This is a genomic window from Nocardioides exalbidus (genome assembly GCF_900105585.1).
GTDB classification, from domain to species: domain Bacteria; phylum Actinomycetota; class Actinomycetes; order Propionibacteriales; family Nocardioidaceae; genus Nocardioides; species Nocardioides exalbidus.
In genome coordinates this window covers 1,266,446-1,289,880 of sequence record NZ_FNRT01000002.1, presented here as the reverse complement: position 1 = coordinate 1,289,880, position 23,435 = coordinate 1,266,446, and the positions used below count along the sequence as shown (strand labels likewise).

Genomic DNA, 23,435 nt, shown 5'->3' with positions numbered 1-23,435 from the left:
ATCAGAAGGATCCCGCACCGTGAGTGACCTCAACCCCACCGTCGCTGCTCTCGTCGAGCGCTCGAACCGGCTGGGCGCCGACCCGAAGAACACCAACTACGCCGGCGGCAACACCTCCGCCAAGGGCACCGAGACCGACCCCGTCACCGGCGAGGACGTCGAGCTGCTGTGGGTGAAGGGCTCCGGTGGTGACCTTGGCACGCTGACCCCCGCGGGGCTCGCGGTGCTGCGCCTGGACCGGATGCGCGCCCTCGTCGACGTCTACCCGGGCGTCGAGCGCGAGGACGAGATGGTCGCCGCGTTCGACTACTGCCTGCACGGCAAGGGCGGCGCCGCGCCGTCGATCGACACCGCCATGCACGGCCTCGTCGACGCCGCGCACGTCGACCACCTGCACCCCGACTCCGGCATCGCGATCGCGACCGCGGCCGACGGCCAGGAGCTCACCAGCACGATCTTCGGCGACCAGGTCGTCTGGGTGCCGTGGCGCCGGCCCGGCTTCCAGCTCGGCCTCGACATCGCCGAGATCAAGGAGAAGAACCCGCAGGCGCGCGGCTGCATCCTCGGCGGCCACGGCATCACCGCCTGGGGCGACACCAGCGAGGAGGCCGAGACCAACGGCCTCTGGATCATCGACACCGCCGCCGCCTACATCGCGGAGCACTCGAAGGCGGAGCCGTTCGGTCCCGCGCTCGAGGGGTACGCCGCCCTCCCGGAGGCCGAGCGCCGCGCGAAGGCCGCGGCCCTGGCCCCCACGATCCGCGGCATCGCCTCGGCCGACCGCCCGATGGTCGGTCACTTCACCGACTCCGACGAGGTGCTGCACTTCCTCGCCCACGCCGAGCACCCCCGCCTCGGCGAGCTCGGCACGTCGTGCCCCGACCACTTCCTCCGCACCAAGGTGAAGCCGCTCGTGCTCGACCTGCCGGCGGCCGCCTCGGTCGAGGACAGCATCGCCCGGCTCCAGGAGCTCGCGGTGTCCTACCGCGAGGACTACCAGGGCTACTACGACCGCAACGCCACCCCCGACAGCCCGGCGATCCGCGGCAAGGACCCGCTCATCGTGCTGGTGCCCGGCGTCGGCATGTTCAGCTTCGGCAAGGACAAGCAGACCGCCCGTGTCGCCGGCGAGTTCTACGTCAACGCGATCAACGTGATGCGCGGCGCCGAGGGCCTGTCGACGTACGCCCCCATCGACGAGTCGGAGAAGTTCCGGATCGAGTACTGGGCGCTCGAGGAGGCCAAGCTCCAGCGGATGCCGAAGCCCAAGCCGCTCGCGACCCGCGTCGCGCTGGTCACGGGCGCGGCGTCGGGCATCGGCCTGGCCACCGCGAAGAAGCTCGCTGCCGAGGGCGCGGCCGTCGTCATCGCCGACCTCGACCTGGCGAAGGCGCAGGCCGCGGCCGCGGAGATCGGCTCGTCCGACGTCGCCGTCGGCGTGAAGGTCGACGTCTCCGACGAGGCTGCCGTCCAGGCTGCCGTCGACGCGACCGTCCTGGCGTTCGGTGGCGTCGACCTCGTCGTCAACAACGCCGGCCTCTCGCTCTCGCGCTCGCTGCTCGAGACCACCGAGAAGGACTGGGACCTCCAGCACGACGTGATGGCGAAGGGCTCGTTCCTCGTCGCCAAGGCCACCGCCAAGGCGATGATCGAGCAGGCGATGGGCGGCGACATCGTCTACATCTCCTCGAAGAACTCGATCTTCGCGGGCCCCAACAACGTCGCCTACGGCGCTGCCAAGGCCGACCAGGCCCACCAGGTCCGCCTCCTCGCGGCCGAGCTCGGCGAGCACGGCATCAAGGTCAACGGCGTGAACCCCGACGGCGTCGTCCAGGGCTCCGGCATCTTCGCCTCCGGCTGGGGTGCCAACCGCGCCGCGGTCTACGGCGTGGAGGAGGAGGACCTCGGCAAGTTCTACGCGCAGCGCACGATCCTCAAGCGCGAGGTGCTGCCGGACAACATCGCCAACGCGGTCTTCGTGCTCTGCACCGACGAGCTGAGCCACACCACCGGCCTGCACATCCCCGTCGACGCCGGCGTGGCAGCGGCCTTCCTGCGATGACCCAGCCTGCGGTGACGCCCGGGGCGACCTCGACACCACCGCCCGTCAGCGTCGCCGCGATCGACCTCGGGGCGTCGAGCGGCCGGGTGATGCTGGGCGAGGTCGGCCCGGGCGTGCTCCGCCTGACGGCCGCGGCACGGTTCGGCAACGACCCGGTCCGCACGCCCGACGGCCTGCACTGGAACCTGCTCGAGCTCTACCGCCAGTCCCTCGCCGGGCTCGGCGCGGCCGTCCGGCTCGCCGCCGAGACCCCGGCGGGCCGGCTGGCCAGCGTCGGCATCGACAGCTGGGCGGTCGACCACGGCCTGCTGCGCGACGGGCGGCTGCTCGGCCAGCCGTTCCACTACCGCGACGAGGCGCGTGGCGAGGCCGGCCCGGCGATCGTCCACGACGTCGTCGCCGCCGACGAGCTCTACGCCCGCAACGGCCTGCAGTTCCTGCCGTTCAACACGGTCTTCCAGCTCGCCGCCGACCCGTGGCACCGCGACGCCGACCGGCTGCTGCTCGTCCCGGACCTGCTGGCCTACTGGCTCACCGGCGTCGAGCGCACCGAGCGCACCAACGCCTCGACCACCGGCCTGCTCGACGTCCGGACCCGCGCGTGGGACGACGAGCTGCTCGCGCGGCTCGGCTTCGCGCGCTCCCTGTTCACCGACCTCGCCGACCCCGGGGACCTGGTGGGTTCCTTGCTTCCCCGGGTCGGCGAGGCGGTCGGTGCCCCCGGCCTCCCCGTGGTGGCCGTCGGGTCGCACGACACCGCCTCGGCCGTGGTCGGGGTGCCGTTCGAGCGGCCCGAGTCGGCGTACATCTCCCTGGGGACGTGGGGCCTCGTCGGCCTCGAGCTCGACAAGCCGGTCCTCACCGAGGAGAGCCGGCTGGCGAACTTCACCCACGAGGGCGGCGTCGACGGGACCATCCGGTTCCTCACCAACGTCATGGGCACCTGGCTGCTCAGCGAGACCCTGCGCACCTGGGGCCGCGACGACCTCACCGCCCTGCTCGCGGCGGCCGCCGACGTGCCGGCCGACGCCGTCCCGGTGGTCGACGTCCAGGACCCGCGCTTCGTGCCGCCCGGCGACATGCCCGCCCGCATCGCCGCCTGGTGCGCCGAGCACGACGTCGCGCCGCCGACCGACGCGGCCACCACGGTGCGCTGCATCCTCGAGTCTCTGGCGGTGGCGTACGCCGACGCGCTGGCCACCGCGACCCGCCTGTCCGGCCGGACGGTCGAGGTCGTCCACGTGGTCGGCGGCGGCAGCCAGAACGAGCTGCTGTGCCAGCTCGTCGCCGACCGCACCGGCCTCCCCGTCGTCGCCGGACCCGTCGAGGCGACCGCCCTCGGCAACGTGCTGGTGCAGGGACGGACCGCCGGCGCGATCACCGGCGGCCTGGACGCGATGCGTGCCCTCGTGCGCGCGACCCACGACCTGCGACGGCACGAGCCGGATCGGCGCCGGGAGACACCTTGACCGACGCCCGCGAGGTCGTCCCGGCCGATGACGAGCTGCGTGTCCTCCGGCTGATGGCCGAGGGCGACACCATCGACGTCGTCGCGCGCAAGCTGGAGATCTCCGAGCGCACGGTCCGCCGCAAGGCGCGCAGCGCCTGTGACACGTTGGGGTGCGAGACCACGATCGAGGCGATCGTCTGGGCCGTGCGTCGTGGCCTCGTCTAGCACCACACTGGGAGCACGACGGCAACCACCAGAGCACGCACCAGAGCAAGCACCAGAGCACGAGCAAGAAGGAAGGACAGCGACGTGAGGGTCGCCCTCCAGGTCACCTGCGTCAACGACGCGATGTTCCCCGACACGGGGAAGGCCGTCGTGCGCCTGCTGCGCCGCCTCGGTGTCGACGTCGAGTTCCCCAGGGCGCAGACGTGCTGCGCGCAGCCGATGGTCAACACCGGCTACTTCGACGAGGCCGTGCCCGTGGTGCGCAACTTCGTCGACGCGTTCGCGGGGTACGACGCGGTGGTGACGCCGTCGGGCTCCTGCGCCGGGTCGGTGCGCCACCAGCACGCCCTCGTCGCCGAGCGCTCGGGCGACGCCGGGCTCCGGGCCGCCGTGGCGGAGACGTCGCCGCGGACCTACGAGCTCACCGAGTTCATCGTCGACGTGCTCGGGGTGACCGACGTCGGCGCCTACTTCCCGCACCGGGTGACCTACCACCCCACCTGCCACAGCCTGCGGATGCTCGGCGTCGGCGAGCGGCCGCGCCGGCTGCTCGAGGCGGTCCGCGGCATCCAGCTCGTCGACCTCCCCCAGGCCGAGGAGTGCTGCGGCTTCGGCGGCACCTTCGCCCTCAAGAACGCCGACACCTCCGTCGCGATGGGCGCCGACAAGGCCCGCCACGTGCGCGACACCGGCGCCGAGGTGCTCGTGGCCGGCGACAACTCGTGCCTGATGCACATCGGCGGCATGCTCTCGCGCCAGCGCGCGGGCGTCCGCGTCATGCACCTGGCCGAGATCCTGGCCAGCACCGAGGGCACGGAGGCGGAGCCGGGCGGCCCGGCGGTCGGCGAGCGGGCCGAGTCCGCCACGAAGGGCGGCCGGGGATGAGCGGCACCTTCGTCGGCATGCCGGCCTTCCCGACAGCCGCGCGCGCGGCGCTGGGCGACACCCAGCTGCGCAGCAACCTCGCGCACGCCACCCACACCATCCGCGACAAGCGCGCCGCCGTCGTGGCCGAGGTGGAGGAGTGGGAGGAGCTCCGGCTCGCCGGGGCCGGGGTGAAGGAGGCCGCGCTGCGCGACCTCGCCACCCACCTCGAGACCCTCGAGGCCTCACTCACCCGCGCCGGCGCCACGGTCCACTGGGCCCGCGACGCCGCCGAGGCCTGCGCGATCGTGGCTCAGGTGGCACACAGCCACGGGGTCGACGAGGTCGTGAAGGTGAAGTCGATGGCCACCGGCGAGATCGGCCTCAACGAGGCCCTCGAGGCCGAGGGCATCGCCGCCTGGGAGACCGACCTGGCCGAGCTCATCGTGCAGCTCGGCGAGGACCTGCCCTCGCACATCCTCGTGCCCGCGATCCACCGCAACCGGGCGGAGGTCCGCGAGATCTTCCTGCGGCGCATGGGCGACGTCGGCCGGCCCGCACCGGCCGACCTCACCGACGAGCCGGCCGTGCTGGCCGGCGCTGCGCGCGAGCACCTGCGGGAGAAGTTCCTGCGCGCCAAGGTCGCCGTGAGCGGTGCCAACTTCGCCGTCGCCGACACCGGCACGCTGGTCGTCGTCGAGTCCGAGGGCAACGGCCGGATGTGCCTGACGCTGCCCGAGGTGCTGGTCAGCGTGGTGGGCATCGAGAAGGTCGTCGCGACCTGGGGCGACCTCGACCCGATGCTCCGGCTGCTGCCGCGCTCGTCCACTGGCGAGCGGATGAATCCCTACACCTCGACGTGGTCGGGCGTGACGCCGGGCGACGGCCCGCAGGAGGTGCACGTCGTCCTGCTCGACAACGGCCGCACCCGTGCGCTCGCCGACGACGTCGGTCGCCAGGCGCTGCGGTGCATCCGCTGCTCGGCCTGCCTCAACGTCTGCCCGGTCTACGAGCGGGTCGGCGGGCACGCCTACGGCTCGGTCTACCCCGGCCCGATCGGCGCGATCCTCAACCCGCTGCTCAACGGCGTCTCCGACGAGCAGACCGCCTCGCTGCCCTATGCCTCCTCCCTGTGCGGCGCCTGCTTCGAGGTCTGCCCGGTCCGGATCGACATCCCGTCGGTGCTGGTCGACCAGCGCGCCCAGGTCGTCGACTCCCACCGCGGCGACCGGATCCCGAAGGCCGAGGCCGTCGCGATGAAGGCCGCGGCATGGACGTTCTCCGACGCGAGGCGCCTCGGCCTGGCCGAGCGCGCCTCCGGTCTCGCCGGCCGCGTCATGGGCCGCTTCTCCCGTACGACGCTGCCCGGCGGTCGCACCGCCGCCGGCCGCCTGCCCGGCCCCGCCGCCGGGTGGACCGGGGCCCGCGACCTGCCTGCCCCGCCGAAGGAGTCCTTCCGCGAGTGGTGGGCCCGGACCGACGGCGGCACCCACGACGACCAGGACGGGTCCGGCACCACGAAGGGCGGTGGCTCATGAGCGCCCGCGACGACATCCTCGGCCGTGTCCGTGCGGCCCTCGCCGACGTGTCACCGGCCGTCTCCGTGCCCGCCGCACCGCGGGCGCCGGACCGCGGCGACCTCGTCGCGCTCTTCGACGAGCGCGTCGCCGACTACCGGGCCGTCGTCACCCGTTGCACCCGGACCGGGCTCGAGGAGGCCGTCGCTGCGGCGCTGGGCGGGGCGCGCGCGGTCGTACCTCCCGGTCTCGGGCTCGAGGTGGCCGGAGCAGTCGTCGACGACCCCTCCACAGGTGGCCTCTCGGCCGCCGAGCTCGACGCGATCGACGCGGTGGTCACCCGGGCCGCCGTCGGCATCGCCGAGACCGGCACGATCGTGCTGGACCACCAGCCCGACCAGGGCCGGCGGGCGATCAGCCTCGTGCCCGACCTGCACGTCTGCATCGTCGACGCGGGCCAGGTCGTGGCCGACGTGCCCGACGCGATCGCCCTCCTCGACCCGGCCCGGCCGCTGACCTGGATCAGCGGACCCTCGGCGACGAGCGACATCGAGCTCGACCGCGTCGAGGGCGTCCACGGCCCCCGCACCCTCCACGTGCTCCTCGTGAGCTGAAGCCCGACCGCTGGGTGGTGGCCAGTTCCGGTCATTCGACCTTCGACTCTTGTGACCGTGGTCACGCCAGTTCTACGGTGCTCGCGCTGGAACGTTTCAAACTGCGTTCCGTGCCTCACTCGGAGAGTCTGGAGTTCCTGTGTCTCGTCATCGTCGTGCTGCTCGTGAACGTTTCACTGCCCTGGCAGCAACGGTGGCCGTGCTGGCCGCCGGCCTCGTCGGCATCGGCCTCGCCGGCACAGCGTCCCCCGCCGGCGCGGCCGAGGGCGTCTCGCTCGCCGACCTCGAGGTGGAGCGGAAGGCCGAGCCGGTCGGCATCGACCTGGACCACCCGCGCTTCGGCTGGGTGATCCAGTCGGCCGCCCGCGGCGTCGTGCAGGAGTCCTACCGGGTCCGCGTGGCGACCGAGGCCGAGGGCCTCGACGGCGACCTCGCCTGGGACAGCGGCACCGTCCAGGACGACCGCTCCTTCGACGTGGACTACGACGGCCCCGCGCTCGCCTCGACCACCGGCTACGTCTGGGACGTCACGGTCGTGACCAACGCCGGCACTGCGGTGGCGTCCAGCTCCTTCCGCACGGGCTTCGTCGACGAGGCCGACTGGGACGGCGCCGCCTGGATCGGCGCGCCGCCGCCGGCCGACCCCGCGGAGGGATGGACCGACTACACCGCCGAGTTCGACTTCTCCATCCAGCGCCACGCGTTCGGCGCCCTCTTCCGCGCCAACGGTGCGAACAACGCCCTCATGTGGCAGGTCTCGGTCGTCGACGGCGTCGCCGCGCTCCGACCGCACCGCAAGGTCAACGGGGGCTACACGCTCCTCGAGAACAAGAACATCCAGGCGCAGGTCAGCGCCGCCCAGCTCAGCCAGGGCGTGCACACGCTCAGCGTCACCGTCAGCCCCGGCACCGCGACCGACAGCACCCGCGTGGTCACGAAGATCGACGGCATCCAGGTCGACGACCGCCAGGTCGCCGGCACCGGCACCCTCTCGCGCGGCACCGTCGGCTTCCGCTCCAGCACCAACGCCGGCACCAACGAGCAGTTCACCGTCCACGGCGTCCGCGTCACCCGCACCGGCGACGGCGAGAAGCTGCTCGCCACCGACTTCTCCGACGGCAACCCCTTCCAGGGCGGCACGCTCGTCGGCAAGGAGCTGCGCTTCACCTCGTCCGCCGAGACGCTGCTCAAGGCGCCGGACAAGCCGGCACCGCTGCTCCGCAAGGAGTTCTCGGTCTCGAAGCCCGTCGCCCACGCGACCTACTACGTCGCCGCCGGCGGCTACGCCGACGTCACCCTCAACGGCGAGCGGATCAGCGACGACACCCTGTCCCCGGGCTTCACCGACTACGACGACACCGTCCAGTACGTCGGCACCGACGTGACCGACCAGCTCGCCCCTGGTGACAACGTCCTCGGCCTGGAGCTCGGCCGCGGGTTCTACGGGATGCTCGGCGGCAACGTCTGGAACTGGCAGAGCCCGCCGTGGCACGGCGAGCCCCGCGCCCGCGGCGTTCTGGCACTGGAGTACGCCGACGGCACCACCGAGCGCGTCGTCACCGACGACACCTGGACCACCCGGGGCGGCCCGCGCCGCCTCGACGACCTCTACGCCGGTGAGCGCTACGACGCCCGCTACGAGGTCCCCGGATGGGACACGGCGGTGTACGACGACGCGGACTGGGCCGCGGCCGCCGAGGTCGACGCCCCGAAGGGCGAGCTCGTCAACCAGCGCCAGCAGCCGATCCGGGTCACCCGCGAGCTCGAGCCGGTCTCGATCACCGAGCCCGAGGACGGCGTCTACGTCCTGAAGTTCCCCCAGGTCATCGCGGGCCGCACCCGCGTCACCGCGCAGGGCCCGGCGGGCAGCACGATCACGGTGGCGCACGCCGAGAAGCTGCGTGCCAACGGCCGGGTCAACCTCGACAACAACGGCGGCTTCCAGCTCGGCTTCCAGACCGACACCTTCACCCTGGCCGGCACCGGCGCGGCGGAGACCTTCGAGCCGCGCTTCTCCTACCAGGGCTTCCAGTACGTCGAGGTCACCGGCTGGCCGGGCGACCAGGCGCCGCCGCTGAGTGCCTTCACCGCCGAGTGGCTCCACACCGACGCCGAGCAGACGGGCGACTTCGCGAGCTCCAGCTCCATCATGAACCGCACCCACCAGGCGGTCGTGAACACGCTCTACAACAACATCCACGGCATCCCGACCGACACCCCGATGTTCGAGAAGAACGGCTGGACCGGCGACGCCGCGGTCGGTGCCGAGATGTTCATGCGCAACCTCGACACCCACGAGCTCTTCGCCAAGTGGATGCGCGACCTCGACGAGACCCGCGAGGCCAACGGCGCCCCGATGGTGATCGCGCCGAGCTCCGGCACCTGGGGTGCCTGGGGTCCGTCGCAGCCGTGGCACGCGGCCTACGTGATGATCCCGTGGTGGCTGTACCAGTACGGCGGCGACGAGCGCGTGATGACCGAGCTCTACGACAACATGCTGGCCTACGTCGACCTCGAGTACGGCCGTCGCCAGGCCGACGGGCTCGTCATCAGCAACCGCCTCGGCGACTGGGTCAGCCCCGAGGGCAGCCCCGCCGGCGGCCACGCCCCGGGTGAGGACCAGCGGGTCGAGGGCAGTGCGTACCTCTACCTGATGCTCGACCAGATGGCGACCGTCGCCGAGCACCTCGGCAAGACGGCCGACGCCACCCGGCTCGCCACCCGCGCGGGCGTCGTCAAGGACGCCTTCAACGCCGCCTACCTCGACGGCGACCAGTACAGCGGCGCGGGCCAGGACGGCAACCGCTACCGCCAGGTGCACAACGTGCTGGCCCTCGCCTTCGGCCTGACCCCCGACGCGGAGACCGAGGACGCCGTCGCGGCCCGGCTGGCCGCCGACGTCGAGCAGCGCGGCTACCACCTCGACACCGGCACCCTCGGCACCAAGTACCTCCTGCCCGTGCTGACCGAGCACGGCTACGCCGACGTCGCGGTCCGCCTCGCCGAGCAGACGTCGTACCCCAGCTGGGGCTTCATGCTCGACAACGGCGCCACCACGATGTGGGAGCACTGGTCCACCGACGCCCGCTCGCTCGGCCACTACTTCCTCGGCACGGTCGACGACTGGTTCTACCAGTACGCCGCCGGCATCCGGCCCTCGCAGGAGGACGGCTACCGCGAGGTGACCATCGCGCCGGCGACGACCGAGCAGATGGCCTCGGCCCGCGCGACGACCGACACCCCCTACGGCCCGGTCACCTCCGACTGGCGCAAGCGCGGCCGCAACCTCGAGCTGCACGCCGAGGTCCCGGTCGGCAGCACCGCGACCGTCCGGCTCCCGCTGGGCGAGGCGACCACGGCCGAGGAGGTCCTCGAGGGCGGCACGCCCGTCGCGGACGCCGACGGCGTGGAGAGCGTCGCGATCGTCGACGGTGTCGCCGAGGTGGTCGTCGGGTCCGGGTCGTACGACTTCCAGGTGCGGCCCGAGGCCGACCCCGAGCGCGACGTGTGGCTGACGCTCGCCCCGCTCGCCGAGCCCGTCGTCCGCGGCGAGCACGCGGCCGGCAGCATCGTGGTCACCAACTGGGGTGGCGTCCCGGTCACCGGTCTCACGGCCACCGTCGACGCCGGCGACCTCGAGATCACCGGTGACCTCACCGTCGGCGAGCTGGCGCCCGAGGCGTCGGCCGAGCTCACCTTCGACGCCGCCGTCCCGCAGGACGCCCGCCTGGGCGACCGCGAGGTCGAGGTCACGCTCGCCTTCACGAGCGGAGGCCGGGCCTACGAGGTCACCGAGACCTCGACGTGGGCGGAGATCGTCGCGGGGATCGCCGTCGAGGGCGTCACCGGTGCGGTGACCGACCCGCGCGGCCGGCTCGTCCCGGTCGACGTCACCCTCCACAACGCCGGCACCCAGCCGCAGACCGGACAGGTGCGGGCGACCGTGCCCGACGGCTGGCCGGCCCCGCCGGCGGGTCCGACCCTGACCCTCGAGCCGGGGGAGACCCGCACGGTCACCACCCGCGTGCGGGTGGCCCACCGGGTCGTCGCCGGCACCCAGGCGATCGGCGCGCGGATGCTCCAGGGCGACCAGGTGCTCGCGAGCGGCCAGGGGACGCTGGCGGTCAGCCTCACCACGCCGCCGGCCGGCGCGACCGACCACGTCGACTTCGGCAACAACGCCTCCGAGACCGCCCACCAGGTCCTGGCCGGCCCCGACAGCGGCACGAGCAGCGAGGCCGGGCTGACCCGGCGCTACGCCAACTCGCAGTTCCCGGGCTCGTGGTACTCCGCGCTGGTCGACGTGCCTGCCGGGCAGCCGTTCGGCGTCCGGATGATCGAGACCTTCGACGGTGCGCGCACCAAGGAGCTCAACCTGTACGTCGACGACGTGCCGGTCGGGCGCTACTCCGTCACGCGCACCCAGGGCGGCCTCGGCTGGCTCGCGCACGACCTCCTGGTCGACGCCCCGGCGGCCCTCGCCGCCACAGCCGACGGCAAGGCCCGCATCAAGATCGAGTTCCCGACCGACGCCACCGACTACGACCCGTCCGTGGCCGACCTCTGGGTCGTCCCCGACCCGACGAAGGACACCGAGGCCCCGGCGGTCGGCGCCACCCTGCAGGGCACGGCCGGCCAGGGCGGCTGGTTCACCGGTCCCGTCCAGGTGCAGGTCGACGCGCTCGACGACCTCGACGAGCAGCCGCTGGTCGAGGTGCAGGACGGCGCCACCTGGCTGCCGTACGTCGCCCCGGTGGAGGTGGCCGCCGACGGCGAGCACACCGTGACCTACCGCGCCACGGACGCGGCCGGCAACGCCAGCGAGCCGGCGACGACCGAGGTGAAGGTCGACCGGACGGCACCGGTGACGGTGTCGGAGGTGGTCGCCCCGACGAGCAGCAGCGCGGCCGCGCAGGTGCGCCTCACCGCGACCGACGCCACGAGCGGCGTGGCCGCGACGATGGTGAAGGTCGACGACGGCGAGTGGCAGCAGGCCACCGGCCCGGTCGTCCTGCCGGACCGCGGCGCCCACCAGGTCGCGTGGTTCTCCACCGACGTCGCCGGCAACGCCGAGACGGCGCAGCACGTGCAGGTCGCCGCGCTCCCGACCGACGGCGGCAGCCAGCAGCTCGTCGCGCTGGCCGCACCGCAGGTCAGGGGGACCGCCGAGATCGGCAGGAGGCTGAGGGCCACCGACGGCTCGTGGAGCCGGGCCGACGTCACCGTCACCCACCAGTGGCTGCGCGACGGCGACCAGATCCCCGGCGCGACCGGCGCGACCTACCGGATCGGGAAGCGCGACCTGAAGGCCCGGATCTCGGTGCGCGTCACCGCGACCGCCGGCGCCTCGCGGGCCGCGGCGACGTCCCTGCAGACCGACCGGGTCGGCAAGGCGACGACGACGCTCAGGGTGAAGGTCCTCGACCGGACCGCCCGCTCCGCGCGGCTGCGGATCGCCCTGTCGGCCATCGGGGTGAAGGTGCGGGGCACGGTGGTGGTCCGCGTCGACGGCACCCGGGTCGCACGCCTCACCTCGCGCGGCACGACCACCCTCCGGGTGCCGATCGGCCGGGGCGGTCGCCACCGGATCTCGGTCACCTACCTCGGCTCGCAGCAGACGACCCGGGCCACCACGAAGATCGTGGTGCGCCGATGAACCCCTCGAAAGGCACCCGCATGTCCCGTGCACCCCACCTCGCGCGCCTGCTCGTCGGCTCGCTGGCGCTGACCGTGGGGCTCGGCGCCCTCGCGCCGACCGCGGCCTCGGCCGACGAGCCGACGGCGGCCGCGGCGGCGACCCCGCTGACGGTCACCGGGCTCGAGACCAACGCCCGGGTCGACCCGATCGGCATCCCCGGCGACGCCCCGAGCCTGTCGTGGCACTCCACGTCGACGGGCCGCGGCGCGGTGCAGTCGGCCTACCAGGTCCGCGTCGCCGCGAGCGAGGGTGACCTCGGCGGAAGCACCCTGTGGGACACCGGGAAGGTCGTGTCCGACCAGCAGGTCGACGTCGCCTACGGCGGCCCCGACCTCGAGTCGGGCACCCGCTACGCCTGGCAGGTCCGGGTCTGGAACGGCGACGACGAGGCGTCCGCGTGGAGCGAGCCCGCCTCCTTCGAGACCGGCCTGCTGGACGCCGGCGACTGGCAGGGCGACTGGATCGGCCGGTCCGCATCGGGCGAGGTCGACCGGTGGGACAACTACACCGCCGACATCGACTTCGACATCGCCGACATGGCCGTCGGTGTGTTCATCCGCGCGGCCAACACCAGCAACGCCCTCATGTGGCAGCTCTCCGTCGCGGACGGCACACCGCGGTTCCGCCCGCACAAGCGCGTGAACGGCGGCTACGCCCTCCTCGACAACAAGCTCATCCCCGGCATCACCGCGGCCCAGCTGCTCGACGGCACGCACCGCCTGTCGGTCACCGTCGACGGCAGCACCATCACGACCCTGCTCGACGGCACCCAGATCGACCAGCGCACCGACACCTCGTTCAGCAAGGGGTTCGTCGGCTTCCGCCAGGACTTCGTCGACGCCGGCAACGTCAACGAGGCCGCCGACATCAAGAAGGTGACCGTCACCCGCAAGAACGGCGACGTGCTCCTCGACACCGACTTCTCCGACGGCAACCCGTTCGACGGCGGCACCCTGACCGCCGGCGGGCTCCGCGTCGCCGACCGCAAGGACGTCCTCTACCGCTCGCCCGACTCCAACAAGCCCCTCCTCAGGACGTCGTTCACCACCGAGCCCGGCAAGACGATCGAGTCGGCGCGCGTGTACGCCTCGGCGCACGGCGTCTACGAGATGCGGCTCAACGGCGAGCAGGTCGGCGACCAGTTCCTGGCGCCGGGCTGGACCGAGTACCGCAAGCGCATCCAGCACCAGACCTACGACGTGACCGACCAGGTGCGCAGCGGCGCCAACGCGTTCGGCGCGGAGCTCGGCGACGGGTGGTGGAAGGGCAAGATCGCGTCCTTCGGCTTCAACAACTACGGCTCCGACCTCGGCCTGATCGCCCAGCTGCGCATCGACTACACCGACGGGTCGACCCAGGTCGTCGCGACCGACAGCACGTGGAAGAGCCACTTCGGCCCCTACGTGCAGGCCGACAACGTCGAGGGCGAGACCTACGACGCCAACGCCGAGCAGACCGGCTGGGACGAGCCGGGCTTCGCCGACGGCGCGTGGGGCCAGGTCACGAGCGCGACGAACACCACCGCGCGCCTGGTGCCGCAGCCCGACGAGCCCGTGCGGGTGACCGAGGAGATCGCCGCGAAGAAGCACACCACGCCTGCGCCCGGCGTCGAGATCTACGACCTCGGCCAGAACATGGTCGGCGTCGCGCGGATGAGGCTGCAGGGCAGCGCCGGCACGACCGTCCGGATCCGCTACGGCGAGGAGCTCAACCCCGACGGCTCGCTCTACACCGCCAACATGCGCTCGGCGAAGGTCACCGACTTCTACACCTTCGCCAGCACCGGGACCGCGACGTACACGCCGAAGTTCACCCAGCACGGGTTCCGCTACCTCGAGATCACCGGCACCACGGCAGCGCCCGCGCTCGCCGACGTGACCGGGGTCGTGTGGGGCTCGGACCTGCGCGCGACCGGCGACCTCGAGACGTCCGACGCGATGCTCAACCAGCTGGTCAGCAACATCTCGTGGGGCCAGCGCGGCAACTTCCTGTCGATCCCGACCGACACCCCTGCCCGCGACGAGCGGCTCGGCTGGACCGGCGACATCAACGTCTTCGCGCCGACGGCGAGCTACCTGCGCGACACCCGGTCGTTCCTGGGCAAGTGGATGACCGACCTGCGCGACGCCGCCTACACCGACGGCAACGTCCCGGGCATCGCCCCGGTCGTGCCCAACGCCGGCGACTTCGGCTCGGGCCTCGGCTGGTCCGACGCCGCCATCACGGTGCCGTACGCCACCTGGAAGGCGTGGGGCGACGGCCGCATCGTGCGGGAGAACTACGCCGCGATGGAGAAGTTCCTCGGCTTCGTCCGCACCAGCGCCGGCGCCGACCTGATCGACTCCGGTCGCGGGCACTGGGAGGACTGGCTCAACCTGGACGACCCGACCGGCGTCGGCGTGCTCGGCACGATGTACTACGCCGAGGACGCCCGGATGCTCTCGGAGATGGCCGCCGCGGTCGGCGAGGACGCCGACGCCGCTGACTACGCCGCGCTCTCGACGGCGGTGCGCCAGGCGTTCGTCGCCGCGTTCGTGCAGCCGGACGGCACGGTCCAGGGCAACAGCCAGGCCGGCTACGCCATGGCGCTCGGCATGGACATGGTCGCGGACCCCGCCCTGCGCCAGAAGGTGGCCGACAAGTTCGTCGCCAAGCTCGCCGCGAGCAACAACCACCTGACCACCGGGTTCCTCGGCACGCCCTGGCTGCTCCCCGCCCTCAGCAGCATCGGCCGCGACGACCTCGCCTACACGATGCTCATGCACAAGGACTACCCGTCCTGGGGCTACGAGATCGAGAAGGGCGCCACCACGATGTGGGAGCGCTGGAACTCGATCATGCCGGACGGCTCGTTCGGGCCGGTGGAGATGAACTCCTTCAACCACTACGCCTACGGCGCGGTCGGCGACTGGATGTACCAGAACATCGGGGGGATCACGGCCGTCGAGGCCGGCTACAAGGTGTCGCGGATCGCCCCCGTCGTCGGCGGTGGCCTGACCCACGGCGCCGGTGACCTCGCCTCGGCGTTCGGTCCGATCTCGACCGACTGGGCCCTGACCGACGACGGCATGACGCTCGCCGCGCAGGTCCCGGTCGGCACCACGGCCGAGGTCGTGCTCCCGGCCGACAACGCGTACGCCGTCCTCGAGGGCGGTGCGCTGCTCGACGACGTCGAGGGCGTGCAGTCCGTGGTCGACGACGGCGACACCGTCACCGTGACGGTCGGGTCCGGCAGCTACGACTTCGACGTGGTGGCCGGCAACTCGCGGCTCGGCTCGATCCTCGAGCAGCTCGACGCCCTGCAGGCGCACGTCGGCGTCCTCGCTGACGACGGCGACCTCACCGCGGGCGACCGCGGCGCGATGGACGGGGGCATCGACGCCGTCCGCGGGCACGTCTCCGACGCGCTGCTCGCCGCGGTCGACAGCGACGGCTCGGCGTCCACCACCGCGCTCCGGGCGGCTCGCTCCGAGCTGCGCGACCTGCGGTCCTGGCTCGCCTCGTCGTCGGTCGCCGGACCGGTGAAGAGCTCGCTCGACGGCAGTCTCGGTGCCATCGAGAACAGCCTCGTGCTCGCGCTGACCACGGCGCTCGGCGTCACCATGACGCTGCCGCCGGTGCCCGGCGCCGTCCTCCCCGGAGGCACGATCTCCGGGACGGTCGACGTGACCAACGACGGATCGCTGCCGCTCACCGGGATCACCGGGACGGTGTCGGTCGACGGGCTCGGCGACGCCCCGGTCGCAGGCGGACCCGTGGGTGCGGGGACGACCCTGCAGCTGCCGGTCACCGTCACCGTGCCCGAGGACGCGAAGCCCGGTGGCCACGACGCCGCGCTGTCGCTGACCTACACCGCCGGTGACGACACCTTCACCGTCGAGCAGTCGACGGCCGACTGGGCCACCGTGACCTCGGGCCTCACCATCGGCGACCCCACCACGGTCGTCGACGGCGCTGACCGGAGCGAGCACGCCACGGTGTCGGTCCCGGTCACCAACACGGGCTCCGCCGACGTGCGGGCGCACGCGGCGGTGACCCTGCCGCAGGGCTGGAGGTCCGTGCCCTCGTCCGACACCCTCGTGCCGGCCGGTGCGACGGTGACCCTCGCGGTCCCCGTCGTGGTGCCGCTCGACCTCGTCGGCGGTGCGGTCCGGGCGGGGGTCTCGGTGGTCCGCCGCGGTGACGTGCTCGCCAGCCGCGACACCTCCATCACCGTCGACCTGCCGCGGCCCCCCGGGGCGGACGTGCTCGACCACGTCGACTTCGGCAACACCGCCTCGGAGAGCGCCCACGGCATCCAGGCCTCCCCGAGCAGCGGCACCAGCAGCGAGGCCGGCCTCAGCCGTCGGTACTCCAACTCCGCGGTCCCGGGCTCGTGGTTCTCCGCGACCATCGACGTGCCGGCCGGCCAGCCGTTCGTGCTGCGGGGGGTGGAGACCTTCGACAAGGCCGTCACCAAGGACTACGACGTCTACGTCGACGGCGTGCTCGTGCGGGCGCAGCTCGTACCGCGCACCGAGGGCGGCCAGGGCATCAAGGTCTACGACGCCCTCATCGACCACCCGTCCCTGGTGGGCAACGACGGCAACGTCCGGATCCGCTTCGAGTTCCCCGCGGACGGCTCCAGCCAGGGCGACCCGTCGATCGCCGACCTGTGGGTCCTCGAGGTCCCCGACGACACCCAGTCGCCGGACGTCTCGGCGACCGTCGCGTCGGGCAACCAGGGCAGCAACGGCTGGTACCGCTCCGACGTCGGCGTCCGGGTCGACACCGTCGACAACCGCGACGACACGCCGGTCGCCCAGACCGGGCTCGGCGCCGGGTGGCAGGACTACGTCGGACCGGTGACCGTCACCGGCGAGGGCGAGCACGAGCTGTCCTACCGGGCGACCGACGCCGCGGGGAACGCGTCCACGACGCGGACCCTCACGGTCGGGATCGACGCCACCGCGCCGAGCACGCAGCTGTCGGTCACCACGGACAAGGGCGCGACGGGAGCCGACCGGGCGACCCTCGCCCTCGCCGCCACCGACGCCGTCAGCGGGGTCGCCACGACGCGCTACCGCGTGGACGGTGGTGCCTGGCAGGTCGCCGGCAGCGCCCCGGTGCTCGTCGAGGGCGTCGGTGACCACGTGGTCCAGTACTCCTCGACCGACGTGGCCGGCAACGCCGAGCCCGTCAGGCAGGCGGTGCTGTCCCTGGCCGCCGCGCCGCCGACCAACCCGGGCACGCCCGAGGTCGTGACCTCGGTCCTCGCGCCGCAGGTGTCGGGCACCGCCCGGATCGGTCAGAAGCTCACCGCGACCACCGGGTCGTGGAGCACCGGTGGCCTGCAGCACGCCTACCAGTGGTTGCGCGACGGCTCGCCGATCGCGGGCGCCACCTCGTCGTCGTACGCCGTCGGGGTGGCCGACCGCGGGCGCCGGCTCTCCGTGCGGGTGACGGCGAGCAAGTCGGGCGTGACCCCGGCCAGCGCGACCTCCGTCGCGACGGCACCGGTCCGCAAGGCGTCCGCCACCGTCACCGCGAAGGTCTCGAGGACCAAGGTGAGGGCCGGCACGAGGGTGTCGGTCACCGCCAAGGTCACGGCGCCCGGCGTGAAGGCCACCGGCAAGGTGCGGTTCGTCGTCGACGGCAAGGTCGTCGCCACCGTGAGGCTGGCGAAGAACGGCAAGGCCTCGGCGTCGCTCCTCGTCCGCAGGGGCACGCACAAGGTCGTCGTCCGCTACCTCGGCTCGGCGTCGGTGTCGAAGGCGACGTCGTCCAGGCGGATCGTGAAGGGGGTCTGACGCCATGCCACGCACGACCCGCCCGCTCCTCCCGGCCTGCACCGCGCTCCTCGCCCTCCTGGTCTCCGGCCTCGTCGTCGTGCTCGGGAGCGCGGCTCCGGCCCAGGCAGCGCCACCGCGCGTGTGCGGCAAGGCGCTCGACACCGGCACGAACAACGTCGTGCTGCTGGGCCTGCCGGCGACCGGCGGGACCGGAGCCGACACCTACGACGGCGGCTACCTCGCGCCGGCGCAGGCGTCGGCCTGGACCGACTACGCCATCGAGGGCGACGCCACCACGTCCAACACGGTGGCCGTGTCGTTCCGGCAGAGCGGCAACAACGGCCCGTCGCTGCAGTTCTCCGCGGGCCAGAACTCCCTCGGCCCGCTGCGGCTCAACAACGGCGGCTGGCAGGCCGACGGCACCATCCCCCTCCCCGCCGGGACCCTGGTGCCCGGCCAGCCGTTCCACTTCCGGATCGAGGTGAGCGGCCAGCAGGTGACCGTCGTCGTCGACGACGTGCAGGTCGCGCAGTACAGCCGACCCTGGCTCCCGGCCTCCGGAACCGTCGGCGTCCGGCTCTCCGGCGCCGAGACCGGCACCCTCGACAACCTCGTCGTGCGCCACCTGTCGAACGGCCGCTACCTCTACGCTGACGACTTCGACGGCCGCCAGCCCGGCACCGCCGGTGCCACCGCCGCCGGCTGGCCCGGACTGGGCATCGTGGAGGTCTGCACCGTGCCGGACTCGCCCGACGACGCGTACTGGATCTGGAGCGACGACGCCACGTCGGTCAACAGCTGGACGGCCTTCCGCACCTCGTTCGAGGTCGCCGACGTGGAGGCGCTGCCCGCGACCGTGAACGCCCGGATCGCTGCGGAGACGAAGTACTGGCTCTACCTCAACGGCGAGCTCGTCGTCTTCGAGGGCAGCGTGAAGCGCGGCCCGAACAAGTCCGACTCCTACGTCGACAACGTCGACCTGCGGCCCTGGCTGCGCTCCGGCGAGAACACCCTCGCGGTCCTCGCCGTCTCCTACGGCAAGGGCGGCTACGCCGGGCCGTACTCCGGCCGCGCCGGGCTCTTCCTCGAGTCCACCGACCTCGACCTGCGCTCCGACGACACGTGGAAGGCGCTCGACCTCGACGCCTACGGCTCGATGGGCGTGCAGCCCAACTACCGCCTCGCCGAGCCGAACGTGAAGTACGACGCCCGTGCCGAGGTCGCCGGCTGGGACGGCTGGACGAGCGCCGCCTTCGACGACTCCGCCTGGCCGGCAGCCGTGACGGCAGGCAACGAGGGCTCCTCGCCGTGGAACCTGCTCGTCGACAACCCGATCCCGCTGCTGAAGTTCGACGACCTGGTGACCGTGCCGGTCACCGACCCGAAGGTCAGCGCGACCACCAGCGGTGGCGTGACGACGTACGAGATGCGGCTGCCGGTCAACCACCAGCTCACCCCGTGGGTGCGGCTCGCCGCCGGCACCGAGGCCGGCCGGACGATCGGCCTCAAGACCGACCACGCGACCGTGAAGGGCTCGGGCACCGAGCAGGCCGTGCAGGCCGAGTACGTCACGAAGGCGGGCGCCCAGGCCTACGAGTCGCTCGTGTGGATGAACGGCGACAAGCTCATCGTCACCGCACCGGCCGGCGCCCAGGTCGAGGAGATCGGCTACCGGTTCTCCGGCTACGACACCGAGTTCGACGGCACGTTCACCTCCGACGACCCCTACATGGACAAGCTCTGGACGATGGCGCGCGACACCCTCTACGTCACGATGCGCGACTCCTACATGGACTGCCCGGACCGCGAGCGCTCGCAGTGGTGGGGTGACGCGACCAACGAGCTCGAGGAGGCGTTCTACGCCCTCGACCCGTCGGCCGCCGCGCTCGGCCGCAAGGGCATCAGCAACATCATGGGCTTCCGCAACGGCGACCTGATCCCGACGCAGGCGCCGGCCGCCTCGTTCTCCGAGCTGCCCGCGCAGTCGCTCACCGCCTTGATGAGCTTCTGGATGTTCTACGAGTACTCCGGCGACGAGTCGGTGCTCGACGAGACCTACGCGCCGTCGGTCGCCTACCTGCGGACCTACAACATGGCGCCCGACGGCCTGCTGCAGCACGACCACGGGGGCACCTGGCACTGGCACGACTGGGGCTCGGGCGAGGACGGCCGGCTCATCGACACGCTCTGGTACTACATCGCGCTGGACTCGACCCTGAAGTCCGCCGCCGAGACCGGCGTGGCCGCCACCGACGCCGACGTCGTGTGGATGCAGGGCCGCGCCGACTCGATCCGCGCCAACATCGACAAGCTCTGGGTGCCCGGCAAGGGCTTCTACGAGTCCACCGGTGACGGTCGCGCCGACGACCGTGCCAACGCGCTCGCCGTCTACTCCGGGCTGGCGAAGCCGGCGCAGTACGAGCAGATCCGCGACGTGCTGGTGAACATCAAGAAGTCCAGCCCCTACATGGACAAGTACGTCCTCGAGGCGCTCTACCTGATGGGCTACGCCGACGACGCGATGGCGCGGATGAAGGACCGCTACGCGCCGATGGTCAACAGCACCGAGCACTCCACGCTCTGGGAGTTCTTCGCCGGGCCCGAGCAGGACGCGGCCGGCACCTTCAACCACGCCTGGACCGGCGGCCCGCTCACGATGATGAGCCGCTACGCCGCGGGCATCCAGCAGGTCGAGCCCGGCTTCACGGAGTTCGCCGTGCGGCCCCAGCTCGGGACCATGAAGAAGGTCTCCGCCGACGTGCACAGCGTCAACGGCGAGATCGCGGTCGCGATCGACGCGAGCGACCCGACGACGTACGACCTCGCGGTGACCGTGCCCACCGGCACCGTCGCGCAGGTGCACCTCCCGACGACGGTCGCCGAGGACATCACCCTCGACGGCCAGTCGCTCGACGACGCCGACGGGGTGCTCGACGTGAGCGTCGACGACGGGTCCGGCGAGACGGTCGTGCGGGTCTCCGCCGGCGAGCACGCCTTCACCGCCGCGTCGCCGCCGGCGACCGTCACCCTCGCCAAGGCCGGCACCGTCCGGCCCGGCCAGCGGGTGGACGGAGTCGTGCAGGTCGCCAACACCGGCACCGCCGCGCTCGACACGGTCGACGCCGTGCTCGACGTGCCGGGCCTCACCGACCCGATCGCGCTCACCGCCACCGACGTCGCCGTCGGCGGGACCGCCGAGCTGCCCTTCAGCATCGAGGTGCCCGAGGGCGCGCGCAGCGGGTCGACGTACGACGCCGAGGTGCGGGCCACGGTGACCTACGGCGACCAGGAGCGGACCTCGACCACCTCGGTCACCGGCTTCGCGAAGGTCGCCGCGGACGTGGCGATCTCCTCGGTCGTGGTCGGCGACCGGGCGGGCGCCTACCCCGCGACGGGCCAGTGGACGGCGACCGCGACGGTGCGCAACGACGGCACCGCGCCGGTGACCGGTCGTGCCGTGGCGCGATCCGTGGACGACGTCCTCGAGGCCGGCGCGCCGTCGCGACTGGTGACGATCCCCGCCGGCGGCAGTGTCGACGTGCCGGTGACGGTGCACGGCGGCGGGCGCCACTGGCTGCCGATCATGCAGTCCGTGACGGTCGACTTCACCGACCGCGGGTCCGTGCTCGCCACGGGCACCAGCGCGACCCGCGTGAAGTGGTACGGCCCGCAGGGCCAGGGCTGGAACGCCACGGGCGCAGGGGCGGTGCCGGGCGCGACCGACTTCGTCGACCTCGGCGACGGCGGATCCGGCTCGACCGGCAACAGCCAGGCCAACGTGCGTCCCGGCCCGACCGAGACCGCGCACAACCTCCGGTGGGGCTACCGGTCGACCATCCCGGTCGGCGGCACCAGCTCCGAGGGCGGGCTGACCCGACGCTTCACCTGGTCGCGCGACGGCAGCTGGTTCAGCCTCGACCTGGCCGTCGAGTCCGGCGAGCCGTTCGTGCTCACCATGCGCGAGACCGCCGACACCTCGGCCGCCTCCACCGTCGCAGCGGTGCAGAACCGGCCCAAGGCCTACCAGGTGCTCGTGGACGACGTGCTCGTACAGCGGGTGAAGTACCTCGTGCCCAACGAGGGCGTCGTCGGCAACACGCTCGCGAGCTACCAGGTCCTCGTCGACGAGCCGGAGGCGCTGGACGCGGACGGCGACGGCAAGGTCACCGTGACGTACCTCTACCGCGGCGGCGACGACGAGTTCTACGACGCCTCGCTGACCGACGTCTGGGTCTCGCCGGCCCCGGAGTCCGTCCTCGACGAGCGTGCCCCGACGGTGTCCGCGTCACCGGTCGACTCCACGGTCTACGGCCGCAACGGCTGGATCACGGCGCCGACGGAGGTCGAGGTGACCGCGATCGACGACACCGACGCCGGCCTCGCGGTCCGGGTCGCCCTCGACGACGCCCCGATGGCGGCGTACGACGGTCCGGTGGCCGTGACCACCGACGGCAGCCACGTCGTGCGCTACTCCGCCACCGACGCGGCGGGCAACGCCTCCGAGGTGCAGGAGCTCGCGGTGAAGGTCGACACCACCGCGCCGGTCCCGTCCTTCGGAGACTTCCCGACCGGTGAGGTCACCGAGGGCGAGGTCCCGGCCGAGCCTGCCTGTCAGGCCACCGACGCCACCTCCGGCGTCGCCTCCTGCACCCTCACGGGGTACTCGACGGCCCTCGGCGCGCACACCCTCACCCAGAAGGTGGTCGACCGGGCCGGCAACCGGGCGACCGCGACCCTCGACTACGAGGTCGTGGCGGCCGGGACGCCCGAGCCGACGCCCACGCCGACCCCCACCCCCACCCCGACCCCCACCCCGACCCCCACCCCGACCCCCACCCCGACGCCGACCCCCGGCGTGGAGCCGACGGTGAAGGTCAGGGACACCGTGCGAGCGGGCGCCAGGCTGAGGATCCGGGTCCGCGACCTGGACGTGCGCCGGGTGACGATCACGCTGGGTGGCAAGAAGCTCGGCACCGTGAGGGTGAAGGACGGCAAGGCCTCGCTCACCCGGGTCGTGCCGAAGGGGCTCTCCGGGAAGGTGGTCCTGCGAGTGCTCGACCGGTCGGGAGACGTCCTCGTCAGGACCCGGGTCCGGGTCGTGAGGCCGAAGCCGGCCTGACGGGGGGGCCACGTGGTCCACGTCACGTGGGACGGTGCGGTGAGGGGCACGGCGTTCGGTACGTTGTGCCCCGGCCCGCACGCCGCTCCGGTCCCGACCAGGTCGGAGCCCCCAC

The 23,435-nt window shown here is 72.7% G+C and carries 9 protein-coding genes; all 9 read left to right on the top strand.

The window, feature by feature from the left end; all coding sequences use genetic code 11:
- Positions 1-19 precede the first annotated feature (19 nt).
- The gene (locus BLV76_RS06480; protein WP_090968395.1) at positions 20-2,062 is read left to right on the top strand and encodes a bifunctional aldolase/short-chain dehydrogenase; all 2,043 of its coding nucleotides are present in this window, start codon (positions 20-22) and stop codon (positions 2,060-2,062) included.
- Complete coding sequence (locus BLV76_RS06475) at positions 2,059-3,531, top strand: rhamnulokinase (RefSeq protein WP_090968394.1); 1,473 nt, start codon at positions 2,059-2,061, stop codon at positions 3,529-3,531. The genes BLV76_RS06480 and BLV76_RS06475 overlap by 4 nt, the downstream gene beginning before the upstream one ends.
- The gene (locus BLV76_RS06470; protein ID WP_139306500.1) at positions 3,528-3,737 is read left to right on the top strand and encodes a LuxR C-terminal-related transcriptional regulator; all 210 of its coding nucleotides are present in this window, start codon (positions 3,528-3,530) and stop codon (positions 3,735-3,737) included. The genes BLV76_RS06475 and BLV76_RS06470 overlap by 4 nt, the downstream gene beginning before the upstream one ends.
- A gap of 84 nt (positions 3,738-3,821) precedes the next feature.
- Positions 3,822-4,622, top strand: a complete 801-nt coding sequence (locus BLV76_RS06465; RefSeq protein ID WP_090968393.1) for a (Fe-S)-binding protein — start codon at positions 3,822-3,824, stop codon at positions 4,620-4,622.
- Complete coding sequence (locus BLV76_RS06460; RefSeq protein WP_090968392.1) at positions 4,619-6,139, top strand: lactate utilization protein B; 1,521 nt, start codon at positions 4,619-4,621, stop codon at positions 6,137-6,139. Before BLV76_RS06465 ends, BLV76_RS06460 begins: the two co-directional genes overlap by 4 nt.
- Positions 6,136-6,732, top strand: a complete 597-nt coding sequence (locus tag BLV76_RS06455) for a LutC/YkgG family protein (protein WP_090968391.1) — start codon at positions 6,136-6,138, stop codon at positions 6,730-6,732. The genes BLV76_RS06460 and BLV76_RS06455 overlap by 4 nt, the downstream gene beginning before the upstream one ends.
- Positions 6,733-6,925: 193 nt before the next feature.
- Positions 6,926-12,388, top strand: coding sequence for a family 78 glycoside hydrolase catalytic domain (locus BLV76_RS06450; protein WP_090968390.1), 5,463 nt, complete (start codon positions 6,926-6,928; stop codon positions 12,386-12,388).
- A 20-nt stretch (positions 12,389-12,408) separates the two neighbouring features.
- Positions 12,409-18,219 carry a family 78 glycoside hydrolase catalytic domain gene (locus BLV76_RS22445; protein WP_090968389.1) on the top strand — a complete coding sequence of 1,937 codons (5,811 nt, stop codon included), beginning with the start codon at positions 12,409-12,411 and terminating at the stop codon, positions 18,217-18,219.
- A 4-nt stretch (positions 18,220-18,223) separates the two neighbouring features.
- Positions 18,224-23,320: an alpha-L-rhamnosidase-related protein gene (locus BLV76_RS06440; RefSeq protein WP_090968388.1), complete on the top strand. Its 5,097-nt coding sequence runs from the start codon at positions 18,224-18,226 to the stop codon at positions 23,318-23,320.
- Positions 23,321-23,435 lie beyond the last annotated feature (115 nt).

Coding starts and splice junctions, on each gene's coding strand:
- BLV76_RS06475 (WP_090968394.1), top strand. CDS start 2,059: ATGACCCAGCCTGCGGTGACGCCCGGGGCGACCTCGACACCACCGCCC.
- BLV76_RS06460 (WP_090968392.1), top strand. CDS start 4,619: ATGAGCGGCACCTTCGTCGGCATGCCGGCCTTCCCGACAGCCGCGCGC.
- BLV76_RS06455 (WP_090968391.1), top strand. CDS start 6,136: ATGAGCGCCCGCGACGACATCCTCGGCCGTGTCCGTGCGGCCCTCGCC.
- BLV76_RS22445 (WP_090968389.1), top strand. CDS start 12,409: ATGTCCCGTGCACCCCACCTCGCGCGCCTGCTCGTCGGCTCGCTGGCG.
- BLV76_RS06440 (WP_090968388.1), top strand. CDS start 18,224: ATGCCACGCACGACCCGCCCGCTCCTCCCGGCCTGCACCGCGCTCCTC.